The sequence below is a fragment of the Ancrocorticia sp. genome (genome assembly GCF_052089425.1).
In the GTDB taxonomy this organism is placed as follows: Bacteria; Actinomycetota; Actinomycetes; order Actinomycetales; family Actinomycetaceae; genus Ancrocorticia.
The window spans coordinates 1-16,010 of sequence record NZ_JBQCZW010000042.1 but is presented as its reverse complement, the minus strand read 5'-3'; the positions used below and the strand labels follow the sequence as shown (position 1 = coordinate 16,010).

12 protein-coding genes are annotated in these 16,010 nt (G+C 58.0%); 9 read left to right on the top strand and 3 right to left on the bottom strand.

All coding sequences use genetic code 11. The features are described from left to right. Nucleotides 1-446 precede the first annotated feature (446 nt). Nucleotides 447-2,660 carry a hypothetical protein gene (locus tag ACTHV6_RS10570; RefSeq protein WP_441387486.1) on the top strand — a complete coding sequence of 738 codons (2,214 nt, stop codon included), beginning with the start codon at nt 447-449 and terminating at the stop codon, nt 2,658-2,660. Further along, nucleotides 2,657-3,313: an ABC transporter ATP-binding protein gene (locus ACTHV6_RS10565; protein WP_441387484.1), complete on the top strand. Its 657-nt coding sequence runs from the start codon at nt 2,657-2,659 to the stop codon at nt 3,311-3,313. Before ACTHV6_RS10570 ends, ACTHV6_RS10565 begins: the two co-directional genes overlap by 4 nt. Nucleotides 3,314-3,360: 47 nt before the next feature. On the opposite strand, the gene ACTHV6_RS10560 is transcribed toward ACTHV6_RS10565, so the two are convergent. Continuing rightward, nucleotides 3,361-5,094: an ATP-binding cassette domain-containing protein gene (locus tag ACTHV6_RS10560; protein WP_441387483.1), complete on the bottom strand. Its 1,734-nt coding sequence runs from the start codon at nt 5,092-5,094 to the stop codon at nt 3,361-3,363. Nucleotides 5,095-5,343: 249 nt separating this feature from the next. Then, complete coding sequence (locus ACTHV6_RS10555; RefSeq protein WP_441387481.1) at nt 5,344-6,774, bottom strand: MFS transporter; 1,431 nt, start codon at nt 6,772-6,774, stop codon at nt 5,344-5,346. 108 nt (nt 6,775-6,882) lie between these two features. Between ACTHV6_RS10555 and ACTHV6_RS10550 the strand changes: the two genes are divergently transcribed. After that, the gene (locus ACTHV6_RS10550; RefSeq protein ID WP_441387479.1) at nt 6,883-7,647 is read left to right on the top strand and encodes an NADPH-dependent oxidoreductase; all 765 of its coding nucleotides are present in this window, start codon (nt 6,883-6,885) and stop codon (nt 7,645-7,647) included. 104 nt (nt 7,648-7,751) lie between these two features. Further along, entirely contained in the window at nt 7,752-8,576 is an 825-nt protein-coding gene (gene zupT, locus ACTHV6_RS10545; protein WP_441387478.1) for a zinc transporter ZupT, read from the top strand. Here the strand turns inward: zupT and argF are convergent. Beyond that, nucleotides 8,569-9,561: an ornithine carbamoyltransferase gene (gene argF, locus ACTHV6_RS10540; protein ID WP_441387476.1), complete on the bottom strand. Its 993-nt coding sequence runs from the start codon at nt 9,559-9,561 to the stop codon at nt 8,569-8,571. The genes zupT and argF overlap by 8 nt on opposite strands. A gap of 139 nt (nt 9,562-9,700) precedes the next feature. On the opposite strand from argF, the gene ACTHV6_RS10535 reads away from it, so the two are divergent. From ACTHV6_RS10535 to tyrS, 5 genes are all read left to right on the top strand, one after another. After that, nucleotides 9,701-11,722 carry a GmrSD restriction endonuclease domain-containing protein gene (locus ACTHV6_RS10535; protein ID WP_441387474.1) on the top strand — a complete coding sequence of 674 codons (2,022 nt, stop codon included), beginning with the start codon at nt 9,701-9,703 and terminating at the stop codon, nt 11,720-11,722. Between the two features lie 44 nt (nt 11,723-11,766). Further along, nucleotides 11,767-13,194 carry an argininosuccinate lyase gene (gene argH, locus ACTHV6_RS10530; protein ID WP_441387472.1) on the top strand — a complete coding sequence of 476 codons (1,428 nt, stop codon included), beginning with the start codon at nt 11,767-11,769 and terminating at the stop codon, nt 13,192-13,194. A 22-nt stretch (nt 13,195-13,216) separates the two neighbouring features. After that, entirely contained in the window at nt 13,217-13,834 is a 618-nt protein-coding gene (locus tag ACTHV6_RS10525) for a DNA-3-methyladenine glycosylase (RefSeq protein WP_441387471.1), read from the top strand. Continuing rightward, complete coding sequence (locus ACTHV6_RS10520; RefSeq protein WP_441387470.1) at nt 13,831-14,262, top strand: hypothetical protein; 432 nt, start codon at nt 13,831-13,833, stop codon at nt 14,260-14,262. The genes ACTHV6_RS10525 and ACTHV6_RS10520 overlap by 4 nt, the downstream gene beginning before the upstream one ends. Nucleotides 14,263-14,363: 101 nt before the next feature. Next, complete coding sequence (gene tyrS / locus ACTHV6_RS10515; protein ID WP_441387488.1) at nt 14,364-15,623, top strand: tyrosine--tRNA ligase; 1,260 nt, start codon at nt 14,364-14,366, stop codon at nt 15,621-15,623. Nucleotides 15,624-16,010: the final 387 nt, after the last annotated feature.

Below are 16,010 nucleotides of genomic sequence, written 5' to 3'. Positions count from 1 at the left end.
GACCGACAAGCCCAATCAACACCCGTCAAAAGGACCTGTCAACAAGGTAACGGGCGCCACTGGAGACTCCCTCCCCCAACCCCCGGAAAGGGGATAACAATGAGGTACAACATTTCGCACAAAGTCGCGGCGTGCATCGCAGGTGCTTGCGTAGCGTTTTCGATGTCTGCTCCGGCGATGGCTGGAAGCTGGACGCACACATCCATGGGTGGAAAAGTAACCGTTAGTGCAAAGACTATCAAGCTCAAGGATAATGCGGCTGACAACAAGTTTGTGACAACGGAGTTCAAGTACAACAGCGGGCAGTCTAACAAATCTCTGGCTAACAAGCTCGGGTATGGAACCACGACCTCGGCATCGGTCAGTTCAAACATTACGAACGATAAGATTTGCAGGTCAAACCCGGCCCCACTCCCAGTGGATTGCGGTAGCTGGAAGCACTGACGATGACGAGAACGGTTGTTGGTCCGGGTGTGAGGGCTTCAGCTTCGCGCCCGGGCCGCTCTCGGTGGCTCACTCCCGCACCGCTTGTATTTGCTGCGCTGGTACTGGCAATCGCCGCTATTGGCGTTGGAGTAATTGGCGCAGCCTATTCCGGGACAACTGCTAGAGATCAGGCACGCACGCCTATCATCCCGGATGATTCTTCGGACGCAGAGCTCTTGTATATCGATGTTCACGATTCCTTACTGAATGCTCCTGAGGATACGATGGTGGTCTATCTTCTACCACTCAATGACGATGCCCCTTTACCCGCCGGCGTACATGAGTGGCCCGAGGAAGGTGAAGTTCTTTTGTCACCAGCTCTACTGGCCGCTGGGCAGTCCGAAGGAATCGAATCTCGCTATGGAACATTCGCAGGGACGATTGATCTGGAAGGACTAGCAAGTCCCACTGAAAAGATCGCGTATGTTCGACCGGGCGCTGATGTGGTGGATGAGCAGAGCATGTATCCAGCGAGTGGCTTTGGTGCGCAGACTGATTCTGGAATGTTTCAAGATGCGCTTGAACGGGAGCCGGTGTGGCGCTTTTTCGCAGCCTACGGTATGACGATTGGCCTCGCCGTTGTTCTTGTATGTGTGGTGTCATCTCGGAGCGGTTTGGAGCATCGGCGCCGTTGTAACCTCGTTTTACTGACGCTTGGTTTTTCTACTCGTGACCGCATCTGGTGGCAGGCTGAGCAGATCTGGCGACCTGTAATTGCCGGTTCCTTTATTGGATTAGTGAGTTCGCTGCCCTGGTACGTTGCAGATATCAAGCTCCCATGGCGCAATTACGTGGTTCTGGCGGATGACGTCCGTGCTAACGCTCTGTGGATCATTTTGCTGGCCCTTCTGGTAATTGCCAGTTTCGTGGGATTACTCTTGGGGCAGTCTGTCCGAGTTCCCACCCGTATTGCTCTTAATAGGCCCAAAGATCGGGAGAAACCGTATAGCACGGTGAAGGCTGGAATCTGTGTCTTCTCCGTTCCTATTGCGATCATCTTGATGATTCTTGTCAATAAGGGTGCGGCACTGCTTCTGTTTGTTTTGTACCTCGCGGTCTTGCTCACAGTGATCGTGACGGTGCAGGATCTCGTCGCTCTATGTATGAGTTGGTGGGCACGCCCGGCCAAAGATAAAGCAGCATCACGCAACGATCCGGGCGGATTGATTGGTTCCGCTGGAATCCTGTGGTCAGGACGAAGGCTGACACAGTTGGCACTTATCCTTGTGGCTACAGCTCTCATCACGTCCCAGGTTTTGATTATGCTGATTGCGCGCGCATCCTTTAACAAGGAAGCGTTGGCATCCTACGAGGAGTTTTCGGGGCAAGTGGCTGAGATGTACCCGGTGCCAGGTGCACGAACCGATCAGATTAAAGAAATGCTCGATGCTCTTCACCAAACGGAGCCTGATGCAACTATTTTGATTACTCGCGTTGACACTGGTGATGAGAATCCCGTGATGGAAATAGGGGCGCTCGGTGACGGTTTGGATGACACTGTTATATCGGGTACCACGCCAGACGACCTCCTCAATCGTTACGTCCACTACACCATTGAAGACAAGACGGCAGGAAGCACGAAGGTCGTTCCCCAATCGGAGTTGTTGGTCTTTTCAGAGGAACAACGCGAGAACTGGGACATCACCTACAACTATGCCGTGGTTGCGGGCGAATCCGGTTCAGTGGATGTTTCCCACATCAAACAGGTAGTCGCTGAGTATTCCGCCCCCATGTGGCGGGTCAATGAGCCAAGTGCCTCCTTTTATTACGGAACCAGTGCTGGAGTGCAACGAGCGAACTGGATTGGTTGGATGGGGCTCGTTGGTCTAGGAATGCTCCTGACGGGCGTGTGTTTCGCATTGGTTGAGGACGCGACTCGGACCGCGCGCCGCCTTGCGCCTCTGACTGTCCTGTCGGGTTCACCCGGTGTCATTCGTAGGGTTGCAGCTGATCGCGTGTGTGTTCCGCTTGCAGTCGGATACTTAATCGGGATGCTGCTTTCGTTGATGCTAGGAAGTGCCCTAGCGATGAGTATGGGATCGGCGATCGCTCAACTGATACCGTTTGTCCTTGCTGCTGGGCTGATGACAGGTGTTGTGGCGTTCGTCGGGTGGGTAGCGGCTATTGCTGAGAGCCGAAGGGCATTCTCGATGTGGAAGGTTGGCACAAAGTGATTCTCGATATTAACGAACTTGCGTGCGAGGTGCCGGGGCGGGAGTTGTTCCGTGGCTTGACGCTCGTAATCGGTGAGGGTGAGAGTGTGGCGGTAGTTGGTCCGTCAGGCTCAGGTAAATCCACGCTTCTCTCAACCATTCTTGGGATGAACCAACCCCGAAGTGGCAGCATCCATGTGTGTGGGCTGCAAGTTGACGGGTTGGGGCCAACAAAGTCCGCAGCTATTCGGCGCGAGCATATCGGGGTGGTATTTCAGGATGGCGAGCTGTTGCCTGAGTTGACGGCCGCCGAGAATATCGCTGTGGCTCTCATGATGAATCAGCCACATAAGTATGCTTCCCGTATGGACGAGGCGCGTGACATGCTTTCGGGAGTGGGGGTACCAACAGATACTCGTGCCGAGGATCTATCCGGTGGCGAGCGGCAGCGTACTGCCATGATGAGGGCGTTGAGTACGAACCCTGAGCTGGTGATTGCGGATGAGCCGACCGGATCGCTCGATACGCAGACGCGTGATGAGGTAGCCGATTTGCTCTTTGACACGATCAGAGAACGTGGAGGTGCGCTTTTGGTGGTGACTCACGATCCCACGATTGCCGATCGGGAAGATCGCCGGATAGATCTACGAGACTACGTGGTAGCCCCGTCCTAAGCATAGCTAGACGGGACCCTCAACAACCGAGGGTCCCGTCGCTCTCCTCAATCTGCTTTCAGCTGGGATTCGAACATGTGCCGGAACTCTGTGCCTTCCGCGAGAAGCTCAGGGTATGAACCAGACTCGGCGATCCGCTCCTTCTGTAATACAAAGATCTGCTGCGCTGATCGCAGCGTGGAGACTCTGTGGCTGCTCAGAATGATAAACCGGTTATTAGCTTCCTGCGCGAGCCGGTCGAAGATCTTCTGCTCCGTGGGGGCATCGATTGCGCTTGTTGGTTCGTCGAGGAACCATACTGGTGCATCGCTAAGGAAGGCTCTAGCGATGGCGAGGCGTTGCCACTGCCCTCCCGAGACGTCCACTCCACCCCATTGGACCCCAAGCAACGTGTCCAACCCATCGGGAAGTTCTTCGACGAAATCTCGTGCTTCAGCGCAGGCAAGTGCCTCCCACAGCATGGCATCCGTAAGCGGGTGTCTCACGCTTCCTAACGTGACGAACTCACGTACCGTGATCTCATACCTGCCGTAATCCTGCTGGACCATTGCAAACGGGAAGGAGACATCAGTGTCTTTTTCAAGGTTGATCTGGGTCTGATCAAGATAGATGCAACCGGTCGCGCAATCTTGAATGTTCATGATTGCCTTGATGAGGGAAGTCTTACCGGAACCGTTCTCTCCAACAAGCGCGCACAGTCCACTGCTATATGCGGTCATCGATACGTTGTTCACAGCGCACAGATCGCCGTAGTGCACGCAAATGTCGCTCCCGCTGAGGGTGCCCACCCGTTCTATTGGAAGCAATCTTTTGTCTTTCTTGCCAGAGTTGAGGAACGTGCGAAGGCGGCTATTGGCGGGCATTGAGGTGACGAGTTCTCCGATCTGGTATCCGATGCCGGACATGGCTCCGATTCCACTCATCAAACCGATAATTCTCGCGTATATAGCGCCTGTTTCATGGACAGAGTCTTGATAGAGGAAAATGAGCGCGCCGCAGAATAGAAACATGGTCACGATCCCGGAGGCGCTATCGGAACATACTGCCATCCCCTCGAGGCGTTGCCTGATACGCAGATGGTTGCGGCGGTGAGAACTTGCCAATTTCGCGATCTCGCCTGAAGCGTCCAAACTTGATAGTTCAGTACCCGTGCGTTGGTAGGCGATCTGGTCCTGAAGATAAGTTGCCCGGCGGCTCTGCTCGCTAGCTTTTGGCCAATAATGAGACTCTTTCCTCCCGTACCACGCATAGGCAATCATTGTTGGTATCGGCGCTAGAAGGCTAACCAATGCGGCCTTGGCGCTGAGGTCCCAGAGAGCCGAGGCCAAGGATGCAGCCGTGATGAGGGCACACAGTATATTGACGGTTGCTTGGAATTGGGAGGATACATGACCTTCCGTGATACCTTGTCGAGCATTTCTCACACGTCTCATGAAATCTGACGACGAGTAGTCTCGTGCGTCCGAGCAGGCTAACGTCTTATCGAAGTACTCAGACGCAATGGTCACCATCCTGACCGCGTGAATTCGCGAAACGGCAAACGTGATCTGTTGTAGGGCTCCACCAGCTCCGAACACTAGTCCTGCGATGAGAATTAGTGGCAAGATGCTGTCATCTAGGGCGAGACCTTCGGCAAGCTGCCGCACCAGTAGAACGTTGATTGCGGGAATCAGGGCCGCCAAAACCATCAATATGGTTGATGGGATGGCGCTCCATGGACTCGCATGGAATCCGAATCGGAGAGCCCACAGCCACGTTGGATATTTATCGAAGAGTTGCATGAGTTTCCTCTGCCGCTGTGATCGTATGAAGGACCCAGCGTAGATAAAGTAAATGAATAGAATGCATACTTCTTCATGCGGCCGGACGCGAACCCTTCATTGGGTGAGGGCGCCAGCACCTGATACATGAAGTGGATTCTAGATCATTTCCCATATCTCCTCTGAACGATCCACTTATCGTATAGTAAAACGTTCCCTACGGTAGTGGGACCATAGGCCCCACCTACGCACGCGAGCGTCCCGTCGTCGTTATTTATTCCGCGAAACCCGCCAATACCGGAGGGCAACGAGCGCCGCTGCACCCACGCATACTGCAACCACAACGAGGCTCGAAGCGAAGCCTTGGAACCAGTGATCGGCGGTATGGCCTTCTTGGTTGGCTGCGAAGAATACACCGGTGATCATGGCGTTGCCGATGGCGGTGGAGACCCTTTGGACGGTCTGGAGAACGCCGCCGGCGGCGCCGCCGTGGCTCGGGGGCACATCCAACATGCCTTGAGTTTGGTTGGCCGCGCCCATGGAGCCTGCGCCCAGACCGATGGGGATGAGGGCGATGGACATGATCCATATCGGCCAATCGTGGTGCATCATGCCCCAGGCCACGAGGATGATGAGCAGCGTGGTGGCCACCATGGTGGCTAGGGCGAATACTTGGATGCTTTTGCCGTGATCGAGAGCATGGCGGCCGGACCACACGGCCATGTAGCCGGAGGCGAGCGCATTGGGCAGGCCAACGAGGCCCACCCACAGGGCGCTGACGCCAAGCCCCTGCTGCAGGAACATGGCTAACACGACGAACAATGAGGACGAACCGAGGAACTGCAGGCCGGAGATTGCGGTGCAATACCCGAACGATTGGGTCCTGAACAAGTTCACGGACACCATCGGTTCCTTGCCGCGCAGCTCATACTTCTGTTCCCAGATCACCCAGGTCACCAGCAGGACGGCGCCGCCAATCAGCAGGTACCAGCGCCAGGAGGCGGTGCTCATGAACGGGGTCATGATGCACAGGACGGCTAGGACGAGCTGCAGCATCCCGAAGGGATCAATGTCCAGATGGTGCCGCGTCTTCTGGTGGGTGAAGGGCAGGTAGCGCCAAGAGGCGATCATTGCGATGGCGGCGATCGGTACGTTGAGGAAGAAGGAAACGCGCCAGCCCGGATCCGGGCCGAACAGGGCCACCATGGAGCCCGAAAGCACGGGACCAACGGCCACGGACATGGACACGACCAGTCCCATGAGTCCGAAGGCTTTGGCACGCGCCTTACCTTGGAAGTACTGGAGGATCATCCCCGTCACTTGCGGGGAGTAAATGCCAGCGCCGAAGCCTTGGAACACTCGCATGATGTTGAGGAAGAGGGGATTCGGGGCAAGTCCCACGCCAAGAGATGCCAGAGCGAAGACGCCTAGGCCAAGGACAAACATTCCCGAGCGCCCGGCAAGATCACCCATTCGTCCGGCGGGAACCAGCATGACGCCGATGGCCAAGGTGAAACCGGAGAGAATCCACTGCGTGGCCGAATCGGTGGTATTCAACGCCGAATGGATTGATGGCAGAAGGTTGTTCACCGAGCTCACTTGGAGCAGTGACATCATGAGCGAAATAAGCAGGACCGCCAGAATAATGTTGCGGTCATACGTCCGGTCGCTGCCCGGAACTGTGAAAAATCGAGTGTTCATCGCTTCCTTTCGCAAGGAGTCTAGCCGAGCCGTTGCCAAAGGTAGCTATGAGGCTCGAAACATGCCAAGGCGGGGCGCGGCGCGAGGATCGAGTGAGATACTGAGAACATGCAGCCAGAAAACAGCACAATAGAAATACAGCTCAATCACCGCACAATCCGCGAGTTCACCGGCGAACCCGTATCAGAGGAAGATTTTGCGCAGTTAATGGCAGTGGCACGCGCCACGGCCAGCTCGCGCGGACTCCAGCAGACCTCCATCATCCGCATCACGGATCAAGCAATCAAGGATGAGATGGCGGAGATCGCCACGCAGGCCTACATGGCGCGCGCCCCGGAGTTGCTGGTGATTGTGGCGGACACTCACCGCACCCAAGAGATCGCGAAGGAACAGGGGGTTGCCGAACCATTTGGTGGCTCCATGAACTGTTTCATGGAGGCCGTCACGGATTCCGCGTTGATGGCGCAGAATATTGTGGTTGCCGCGGAATCCCTCGGGCTGGGCACGAACTACTTTGGCAACGTGCTCAATGATGTTGCTCGCGTGATTAGGCTGCTTGGCCTTCCCGATCTCACGTTCCCCATTGTGGGATTGTCCTTGGGGCATCCCGCGCAGGAACCTCAGCTCAAGCCGCGCATGGAGATGAGCTTGCGGGTGATGGAAAACGGCTATCGCGAACCGGACTCTTGGAGCGCTGAGCTGGCGGAATACGACGAGGTAATGCGGACCTACTACGATCTGCGTGAGGGTGGCAAACCATCCGATACCTTCACGAAGCAGACGGCAGATAAGCTGCGCGTGGAGAATCCGTTGCGCACCCGCATGATGCGGGTAGCGGCGGCTCAGGGTTTTGATTTCGCGTTACAGGGCTAGGGTCCGGAGGACCACAGTCCCGGCACTATTCGCTTCTTCTTGGTAGTGTTACAGGCAAAAGTCGGAAGGTTTCGGCGTGCCGAAATCCGGAGCGAGGAGTGAGAATGGGCAACGTAGGATTTGCGTTTCTGCTGACTGTTGTGGCCGGCCTATCGACGGGAATTGGCTCAACGATCGCCTTCTTCTCGCGCCGTCAAGATCCGCGGTATCTCTCCGTGCTTCTCGGCTTTTCAGCTGGGGTCATGATCTACGTGTCCATGATCGAGCTGTTCCCGCAGGCCCAGCGAGCACTATCGTCGGATCTGGGTGCGGGCGCTGGGGCTTGGGCCACTGCTGGCGCCTTCTTTGGTGGCATCGCAGTGATCGCGATTATTGACAAGCTGGTTCCGTCGGAAGTTAATCCGCACGAGCCGGCCAATGCTCTGGGCGTCAAGGACATTCGGGCCGGTACGGCTACGTCGATCAGCGCCGATCAGAGCAGGCTCTATCGCACCGGCATCTTCACCGCGGTGGCGATTGCCATTCACAATTTCCCGGAAGGCTTCGCCACCTTTATCTCCGGCCTGCAATCGCCGGAAATTGCTGTTCCCATTGCGGTTGCCATTGCGCTGCACAACATCCCAGAGGGAATCGCCGTATCGGCACCCATCTATTACGCGACAAAGAGCCGGAGCAAGGCGTTCTGGCTGTCCTTCGGCTCGGGGCTGGCAGAGCCACTGGGTGCCGTGATTGGCTACCTCATCCTCCGCCCGTTCATGAGCGATACGGTGTTCGGTATCGCGTTCGCGGGTGTGGCCGGCATCATGGTGTACATCTCCTTGGATGAGCTTCTTCCATCCGCGGAAGAATACGGAGAGCACCACCTTGCCATCGGCGGCCTCATCATTGGCATGGCGGTGATGGCGCTCTCGCTCCTGCTTCTCATGTAAGCATGGCCACCATGACGGCCTTGATGGTGTGCATCCGGTTTTCGGCCTGATCGAACACGACGGACTGGCGGGAGGAAAACACCTCATCAGTCACTTCGAGAGCATGCATCCCAGTTGCCTCGAATACTTGACGCCCCACAGCCGTCTCTAGATCGTGGAACGCGGGCAGGCAGTGCATGAAGATCGCATCTGGGTTTCCGGTCAGCTCCATGACACGCGTGTTCACTTGGTAATCCCGCAGATCCTCCACGCGAGAATTCCACACGCTCTTGGGTTCGCCCATGGATACCCACACGTCTGTAGAAATAACGTCCGCGCCCGCCACACCGGCCTCAACATCATCGGTGATCGTGATGCGTGCGCCAGTCTGGGCGGCGAAGCTCTGCGCGATCTGGACCGCCTCGGCGTCCGGTTGATAGGCAGGAGGTGCCACGATGCGCACGTCCATGCCCAGCATCGCGGAGGAAACCAGCAGAGAGCGCCCGGTGTTAAAGCGCCCGTCACCTAGGTAGGCGTGCACCACCTGATTGAACGGCTTGCCGGTGTGTTCGCGAATCGTCAGCGCATCGGCCAGCATCTGGGTGGGATGCCACGAGTCCGTGAGCCCGTTGAATACGGGAACGCCGGAGTGTTCGGCCAGTTCTTCGACGTGAGTTTGGAGGTCCCCGCGGAACTCGATGCCATCGTAGAACCGCCCGAGTACTCGCGCCGTATCTGCCACGGATTCCTTGTGGCCGATCTGTGAACTGGACGGATCCAGATACGTCGTATGGGCGCCCTGCTGGAAGGCGGCCACCTCGAAGGCACACCGCGTGCGCGTTGAGGTCTTCTCGAAGATCAGCGCGATCGATTTGCCGGTGAGGCGCTGGGGTTCCTGACCAGCTGCAGTTTCAGCCTTGAGCTGGGCGGCCAAATCAATGAGCCCCAGCCACTCGGCCGGGGTGAAGTCAGATTCTTTGAGAAAAGAGCGTCCACGTAAATCCATGACGCAAGTGTAGCGACAAAGTGTATGACTCCCGCGGCTACGTGTTTCACATGAGGAGCAGGCATGCGCAGGTGTGATCGGCCTGATAGGTTGAATTTCGCACAGAAGAGTACTGGTGGCGCACTTCGAGGAGGAATTGATGGCTTTAGAAGCTGGCGAACACAGGATTATCGACGTGTTTCGAGAGGATAGGCACTATCGAATCCCCGATTTTCAGCGGCCCTACTCGTGGGAATTTGAGAACGCCTACCAGCTCATTGATGATCTCCTGTCCGCATGGCGGGATGATGAAGATTCCTATTTTCTTGGGTCCATTGTTGTGGTCAAGGATGATCCGAATACCCAAGAGTTTGACGTTATTGACGGCCAGCAGCGCCTCATTACGCTGACGCTTCTCTTGGCAGTGCTTCGAGACAGTCAAACCGATCAGTCCAGCAAGGACGACCTCACGGGAATGCTGACGGTCAAGGAGAATTCGATCTCCGGGGCCAAGGCCGGCCCACGATTGCAGCTTCGCGATCCGGACGATGAGTTCTACCGCGAGTACATTGTTGGCGGTGATTTGCTGGGGTTACGCGATCTGGAGATGGCTGATCTGGATTCGACCGGCCAACGGCACATCCGCCGAAACATCGATGCCATCTTGGAAGCCCTGGGAGATGTCCTCGCCGATGAAAAGGCGGCACAGTTCCTACAGTATGTTGCCAAAAACGTGTACTTGGTAGTTGTCACAACATCCTCCTTCGTCTCCGCCCACCGAATCTTCGGCGTGCTCAACCGGCGCGGCATGCCGCTATCAGCTGCGGACATTTTCAAGGCGCAGGTCATTGGTGCTGTCCAGCCGGAGAATCGCGGCCACTATGCCCAGCTCTGGGATGAAGCGCTCGAACCTATGCGTGACAGCCCTGACGCCTTCTTCCAACACCTGTTGGTCCTCACGCGCAAGACCCGGGCAAAGCGATCGCTTATCGAAGATTTTGCAGAGAACGTGCTGGATCGCGAGTTGGAATCTGGCAGCGGTGAAGATTTTATTGACAAGGTCCTCTTGCCCCACGCCAGAGCGTATGCGTTGATCAGCGCCGGGGTACGCCCCAGCTCCACAGACTTGCCCGATAGTGTGCTGGTATGGCTGGACCGCCTAGCAGAATACCCCTCGCAAGAGTGGAAGCCGGTGGCGATGTGGGCTGTGGCGCGTTACGTAGACGATGCGGAACAGCTGGGCAAGGTTCTCAAAGAACTCGAGCGGGTATTCGGCGTGTATTCTGTCGCGCGAGTTCCGAGCGAAAAGCGTAGCGAACGCATGATTCACATGCTCCGCTACCTCGATGCCGATGCCTCCAATCCGGAAGATTTCATTGCCAACTCTGGTATTCCTGATGACGTCAGGCAGAAGGCTGTGCTCCAACTCAAGGGCGATCTGGCGCGCAATCAGATGAGAAAGCTTGTGTTGTCCAGAGCCCACATGTCCCTGACGGGTAAGCCAGTCAGTTTGGGCCGATCCGTCAGTGTTGCAAGCATCGTCCCGGCAGGCGTGACGGAGGGGATCTCTGATCGCGTTGATCGGACCGCGTGGCGAAACAAATTGGGTGCGCTCGTGCTGCTCAAGGGGCGCAATACGCGCGTTGAAAAGGCGAACAGCTGGGACGATATTCGCACCTTTACGACTGCCGTTCCGGAGGCGAACCGCAGTATTGCCGTCACGGGGATCGACGCACCGGAATTGACGAACGAAGAATTGACGGAGCGGCACAACGCCCTCGTGAGCGCGGTGGCGGGATTCTGGGCGATTATCCGTGACAGCGACGGTGTGGATTTGACGAAGCTGACCGAAGCAGAATTGGTGCAGTCCAAGGACGGCCAGCCCGTCCGACCCAATAGGCGCATCCAAGTGTCTGACGTTGTGGCAACGGGCATCATGAGTGCTGGCGATACGTTTGTCTGGAAGCGCCCAAGCAAGGAAGAGGAGCACCGCCTCACAGTGACGGAGGATGGCCGCCTCCAACTTGATGGCGGTTCAACGGTTGATTCTGCCTCGGCTGCTTCGCGAGAAGCTGCCGGGACCACGGCGGGCGCGTTGGATGCCTGGTGCCGCGAGAGTGACGGCCAGACGTTCAGGGATCTGTGGGAAACCTATCGGCGCAGATTCGGTGGCCGTCTGTAGGTCGGTCCCGCGATGTGTCGGATGGACCGTCTACCATGGAACGCATGAGTGAAAGCATTGCCTTGTGGGGTGGCCGGTTCGATGGTGGCCCTGCTGACGCCCTGACAGAGTTGTCCCGATCTACCCAGTTTGATTGGCGCCTTGCCGCCTATGACGTGGCAGGGTCGCGTGCTCATGCGCGCGGGCTCGCCAAGGCGGGGCTGTTGAGCGCTGAGGAGCTCGCACAGATGTTGGCGGCTCTGGACCGCTTGGATGCCGATGTAGCCTCCGGCGCATTCGTTCCGGCCCCCGGTGATGAGGACGTTCACACCGCTCTGGAGCGTGGCCTGCTAGAGCGCGCGGGCGAACACTTGGGCGGCAAGCTCCGGGCCGGACGCTCGCGCAATGATCAGATCGCCACTCTCATTCGGATGTACCTGCGTGATGAGGCCCGTATCATCGGCGGCAAGCTGCTGGATGTGGTGAACGCCCTCATCGATCAAGCTGGAGCGGCAGGCGATTCAGTCATGCCGGGGCGCACCCACATGCAGCACGCCCAACCGGTTCTGGTTGCGCACCAACTGCTGGCACATGCATGGCCGATGCTCCGCGATATTGATCGCCTGACCGATTGGGATGCGCGCGCTGCCCTGAGCCCGTACGGCTCGGGTGCGCTGGCCGGAAATACGCTGGATATGGATCCGCAGGCAATCGCCGGGGATCTGGGCTTCGTTGGGGTCACAGAGAATTCGATCGACGGCACCTCGGCCCGTGATACCACCGCGGAGTTCGCCTACATCATGGCGCAGATCGGCATCGATATTTCCCGTATCAGCGAGGAAATCATCATCTGGAATACGAAGGAATTTGGGTACGTCACGCTGGACGATTCGTTTTCCACCGGTTCCTCCATCATGCCGCAGAAGAAGAATCCGGACATCGCTGAATTGGCCCGGGGCAAGGCTGGACGCGTGATCGGGGACCTGACGGGCCTGCTTGCAACCCTCAAGGGCCTTCCGCTGGCATATGATCGCGATCTTCAGGAGGATAAGGAGCCGGTTTTCGATCAGATTGATACGTTCGATGTGCTGCTGCCCGCCGTATCCGGGATGATTGCCACGATGCGCCTGAACTACGAGCGCATGGCGGATCTGGCCCCGCAGGGCTTTTCGCTGGCCACCGATATCGCCGAGTGGCTGGTACGCCAAGGCGTCCCCTTCCGCGAGGCTCACGAGATTTCTGGCGCCTGTGTACGTTCGTGCGAAGCGCGCGGCATCGAGTTGTGGGATTTGAGTGATGACGATTTGGCAGCGTTGGATGTCCGGCTCACTCCCGAGGTCCATTCGGTCCTGTCCGTGAGTGGTTCAGTCAACGCACGCAGCGGCGCCGGGGGTACAGCGCCGGTTCGAGTGCGTGAGCAGCTGGACGGCGCACGCGAAGCGGTCCAGCGTTTTCGTTCGTTCACCGATTCGAGAGTTGAGTCCTGGAAGTAGTTTGGACGACGACGAATCCACCATGACCCTCGATCTCACAGCGAACCCTTTGGACGTGGCCCCGCAGTTGCTGGGTGCGACCCTTGAAGCTCATGGCGTGCGCGTGCGAGTCACGGAGGTGGAAGCCTATCTTGGCGCGGCAGATCCTGCCTCTCATGCCTTCAAAGGCAAGAGCGCCCGCAACGCCACGATGTTCTTGGCGCCGGGCCACCTCTATGTGTACTTCACCTACGGGATGCATTACTGCATGAACATCGTGTGCTGGCCAGAAGGTAAGGCGGGAGGCTGCCTGATACGGGCTGGAGAGATCGTTGGTGGCGAGGAGTTGGCACGGGAGCGCCGCCCTGGCGTGGTTCGCTCGCGTGATCTGGCGCGCGGGCCGGCCAACCTCACCCGGTGCCTCGCGATTAATCGCGAGTGGGATGGAGCCAGCCTGTGTGTTGACGGCGAACTGCTGGTGGGGAGCGGGCAGGAGAGGATCGTCGTCGTCGCCACTCCTGACCACCCAGCCCCGCTACAAACGGGACCACGCGTGGGCGTGTCCGGAATCGGAGGCGACGGCGGTGTGTACCCGTGGCGCTTCTGGATCCCGGGTGATCCCACGGTCTCTGCCTATAAAAAGGGCGGATCGCGAAAGTGAATGCGTTTCTCTTTCTCGTGAATCCCGGACTTCACTACAATCCGTACCCGGACTGGGAGCGGTGGATGCCGCGCGTGGAAGCGGGCGGGAGCGTGGAGGTAGACTGGAACACGGGCACGCGGCGCCGCGGAATGGAGCCTGGAGATCTGGCCGTCATGGTCAAGGTGGGGTGGCATCCCAAGGGCGCGATCGCGTTGGGAACCATCCAATCGGAGATCTGGATTGGTCCGCACTGGAATCCGGATGCGAAAAGGCCGGACACGGGCTTCGTCAATCTGGACCTGACCACGCTGCTTCCGCTTGACGATCCATTCCCGCTCGCGGACCTGAAACTGTTAGATCCCACGGTGCGGTGGACCCCGCGGATGTGCGGGACGCAGATATCAGCGGACACGGCGCTGAAACTAGGCGACATCGTAGGCGCCTAGGCGGGCCGGGCATGGACACAATTAACACATGCCGGGCGTTGCCGGGCACACTAGAACCTGTGCCCGAAAGCCGGGTGCAGCCAGAGAAAGGCAAAGAACACATGGACGTCCTCGACGAACTCCAGTGGCGCGGGCTCATCGCCCAGCACACCGATATTGACGCACTCCGTAGTGCGCTGAACGAGGGGCCCCTGACGTTCTATTGTGGCTTCGATCCAACCGCGCCTTCTCTGCACCACGGCCACCTTGTGGCCGTCAAGCTCATGCGTCACCTCCAGCTTGCGGGGCATCACCCCCTTGCGTTGGTGGGTGGTGCAACTGGGCTGATCGGCGATCCGCGGCCTGTTGGCGAGCGGACGATGAACTCTCGAGATGTCGTGGCTGAATGGGCGGATAGCCTCAAGGGGCAACTGGAAAACCTGCTCGATTTTGACGGGGCGAATCCGGCGCGGATGGTCAACAATCTTGACTGGACGAGCGAGCTCAGTGCGATTGATCTGCTGCGCGATATTGGCAAGCACTTCCGGATGGGGACCATGCTGTCCAAGGATATCGTGGCGCGCCGGCTCGAATCCGAGGACGGCATTTCCTACACCGAATTCAGCTACCAGATCCTTCAGGCGAACGATTACCTTGAACTATTCCGCCGCCACGGCTGCACATTGGAAGTGGGCGGAAACGATCAGTGGGGCAACCTCGTAGGAGGCATGGACCTGATCCGCAAGGTGGAAGGCCAGAGCGTTCACGTGCTGACCAACCCACTCATCACGAAGTCAGACGGCAGCAAGTTCGGCAAATCTGAGGGCGGGGCCATTTGGCTGAACCCTGACATGCTTTCGCCCTACAAGTTCTACCAGTTCTGGCTCAACACGGCCGATGACGATGTGATCCGCATGCTCAAGGTGTTCACCTTCCGAAGCCGTGAGGAAATCGAAGAACTTGAGAAGGTGCACGGGGAGCGGCCTCAGGCGCGTGAGGCCCAACGCGTGCTTGCCTCCGACGTGACGAGCTGGGTCCATGGGGCGGAGGCGACCGAGCGAGTGATTCAGGCTTCGCGTGCCCTGTTCGGTGGTGAGGCGCTGGATTCTCTTGACGCTAGGACCCTCGGGGACGCTGTTGCGGAGCTGCCGAGCGCGGTGGCACCAGTGGGCACGCCCGTCGTTGAGCTGTTCGTGCGGGCCGGACTGGAGAAGGGCGTTGGGGCTGCGCGGCGGACTGCTGCATCTGGCGGGCTCAACGTCAATAACGCGAAGGTGACGGATGCGGGTCAAGTGCTTGATGCGGGCGACGTCCTTCCCAGCGGCATCGTTCTTTTGCGCAAGGGCAAGAAGAACCTCGCCGTAGTGCACGTGGGGGAGTAATGCACGCTGTGCCACCTCTGGCTTCCGTGCATGACCGCGACTTTTCGTTGGTATCTCGGGCGTTTGGATGGTATCGGCGCCGGGTGTGGGGTAGGTTACGTGGTTTGGGTTTGCGTGGTGGTGGGTTGGTGCGTAAGCTTTTTATCTGCCGCCGGAAAGCGTGGTGATGGTTTCGAAGTTGGTTGATCTGGCTGGGAACTGGAGCCTTGTGGTGGTGAAACCCTGAAGGTTATGTGGTTGGATGGCTTGTTTGACAGGCTGGTCTGGGATGTGTAATCTTGAGTGGTTGCCTCTTTTGACTTGAGGTCCTCGGTTGAGGGTCTGGGGTTGAAGTGTGGGTGTGGTGGTTGAGTGTCTAATAGTGTGTCGAGTGTGAAAATGCCAGGC

What these genes read in the sequence shown, in the direction of transcription:
- ACTHV6_RS10555 (WP_441387481.1), bottom strand. Translation starts at nt 6,774, where the DNA reads ATGAACACTCGATTTTTCACAGTTCCGGGCAGCGACCGGACGTATGAC.
- tyrS (WP_441387488.1), top strand. Translation starts at nt 14,364, where the DNA reads ATGGACGTCCTCGACGAACTCCAGTGGCGCGGGCTCATCGCCCAGCAC.
- ACTHV6_RS10525 (WP_441387471.1), top strand. Translation starts at nt 13,217, where the DNA reads ATGACCCTCGATCTCACAGCGAACCCTTTGGACGTGGCCCCGCAGTTG.
- ACTHV6_RS10535 (WP_441387474.1), top strand. Translation starts at nt 9,701, where the DNA reads ATGGCTTTAGAAGCTGGCGAACACAGGATTATCGACGTGTTTCGAGAG.
- zupT (WP_441387478.1), top strand. Translation starts at nt 7,752, where the DNA reads ATGGGCAACGTAGGATTTGCGTTTCTGCTGACTGTTGTGGCCGGCCTA.
- argF (WP_441387476.1), bottom strand. Translation starts at nt 9,561, where the DNA reads ATGGATTTACGTGGACGCTCTTTTCTCAAAGAATCTGACTTCACCCCG.
- argH (WP_441387472.1), top strand. Translation starts at nt 11,767, where the DNA reads ATGAGTGAAAGCATTGCCTTGTGGGGTGGCCGGTTCGATGGTGGCCCT.
- ACTHV6_RS10560 (WP_441387483.1), bottom strand. Translation starts at nt 5,094, where the DNA reads ATGCAACTCTTCGATAAATATCCAACGTGGCTGTGGGCTCTCCGATTC.
- ACTHV6_RS10570 (WP_441387486.1), top strand. Translation starts at nt 447, where the DNA reads ATGACGAGAACGGTTGTTGGTCCGGGTGTGAGGGCTTCAGCTTCGCGC.
- ACTHV6_RS10550 (WP_441387479.1), top strand. Translation starts at nt 6,883, where the DNA reads ATGCAGCCAGAAAACAGCACAATAGAAATACAGCTCAATCACCGCACA.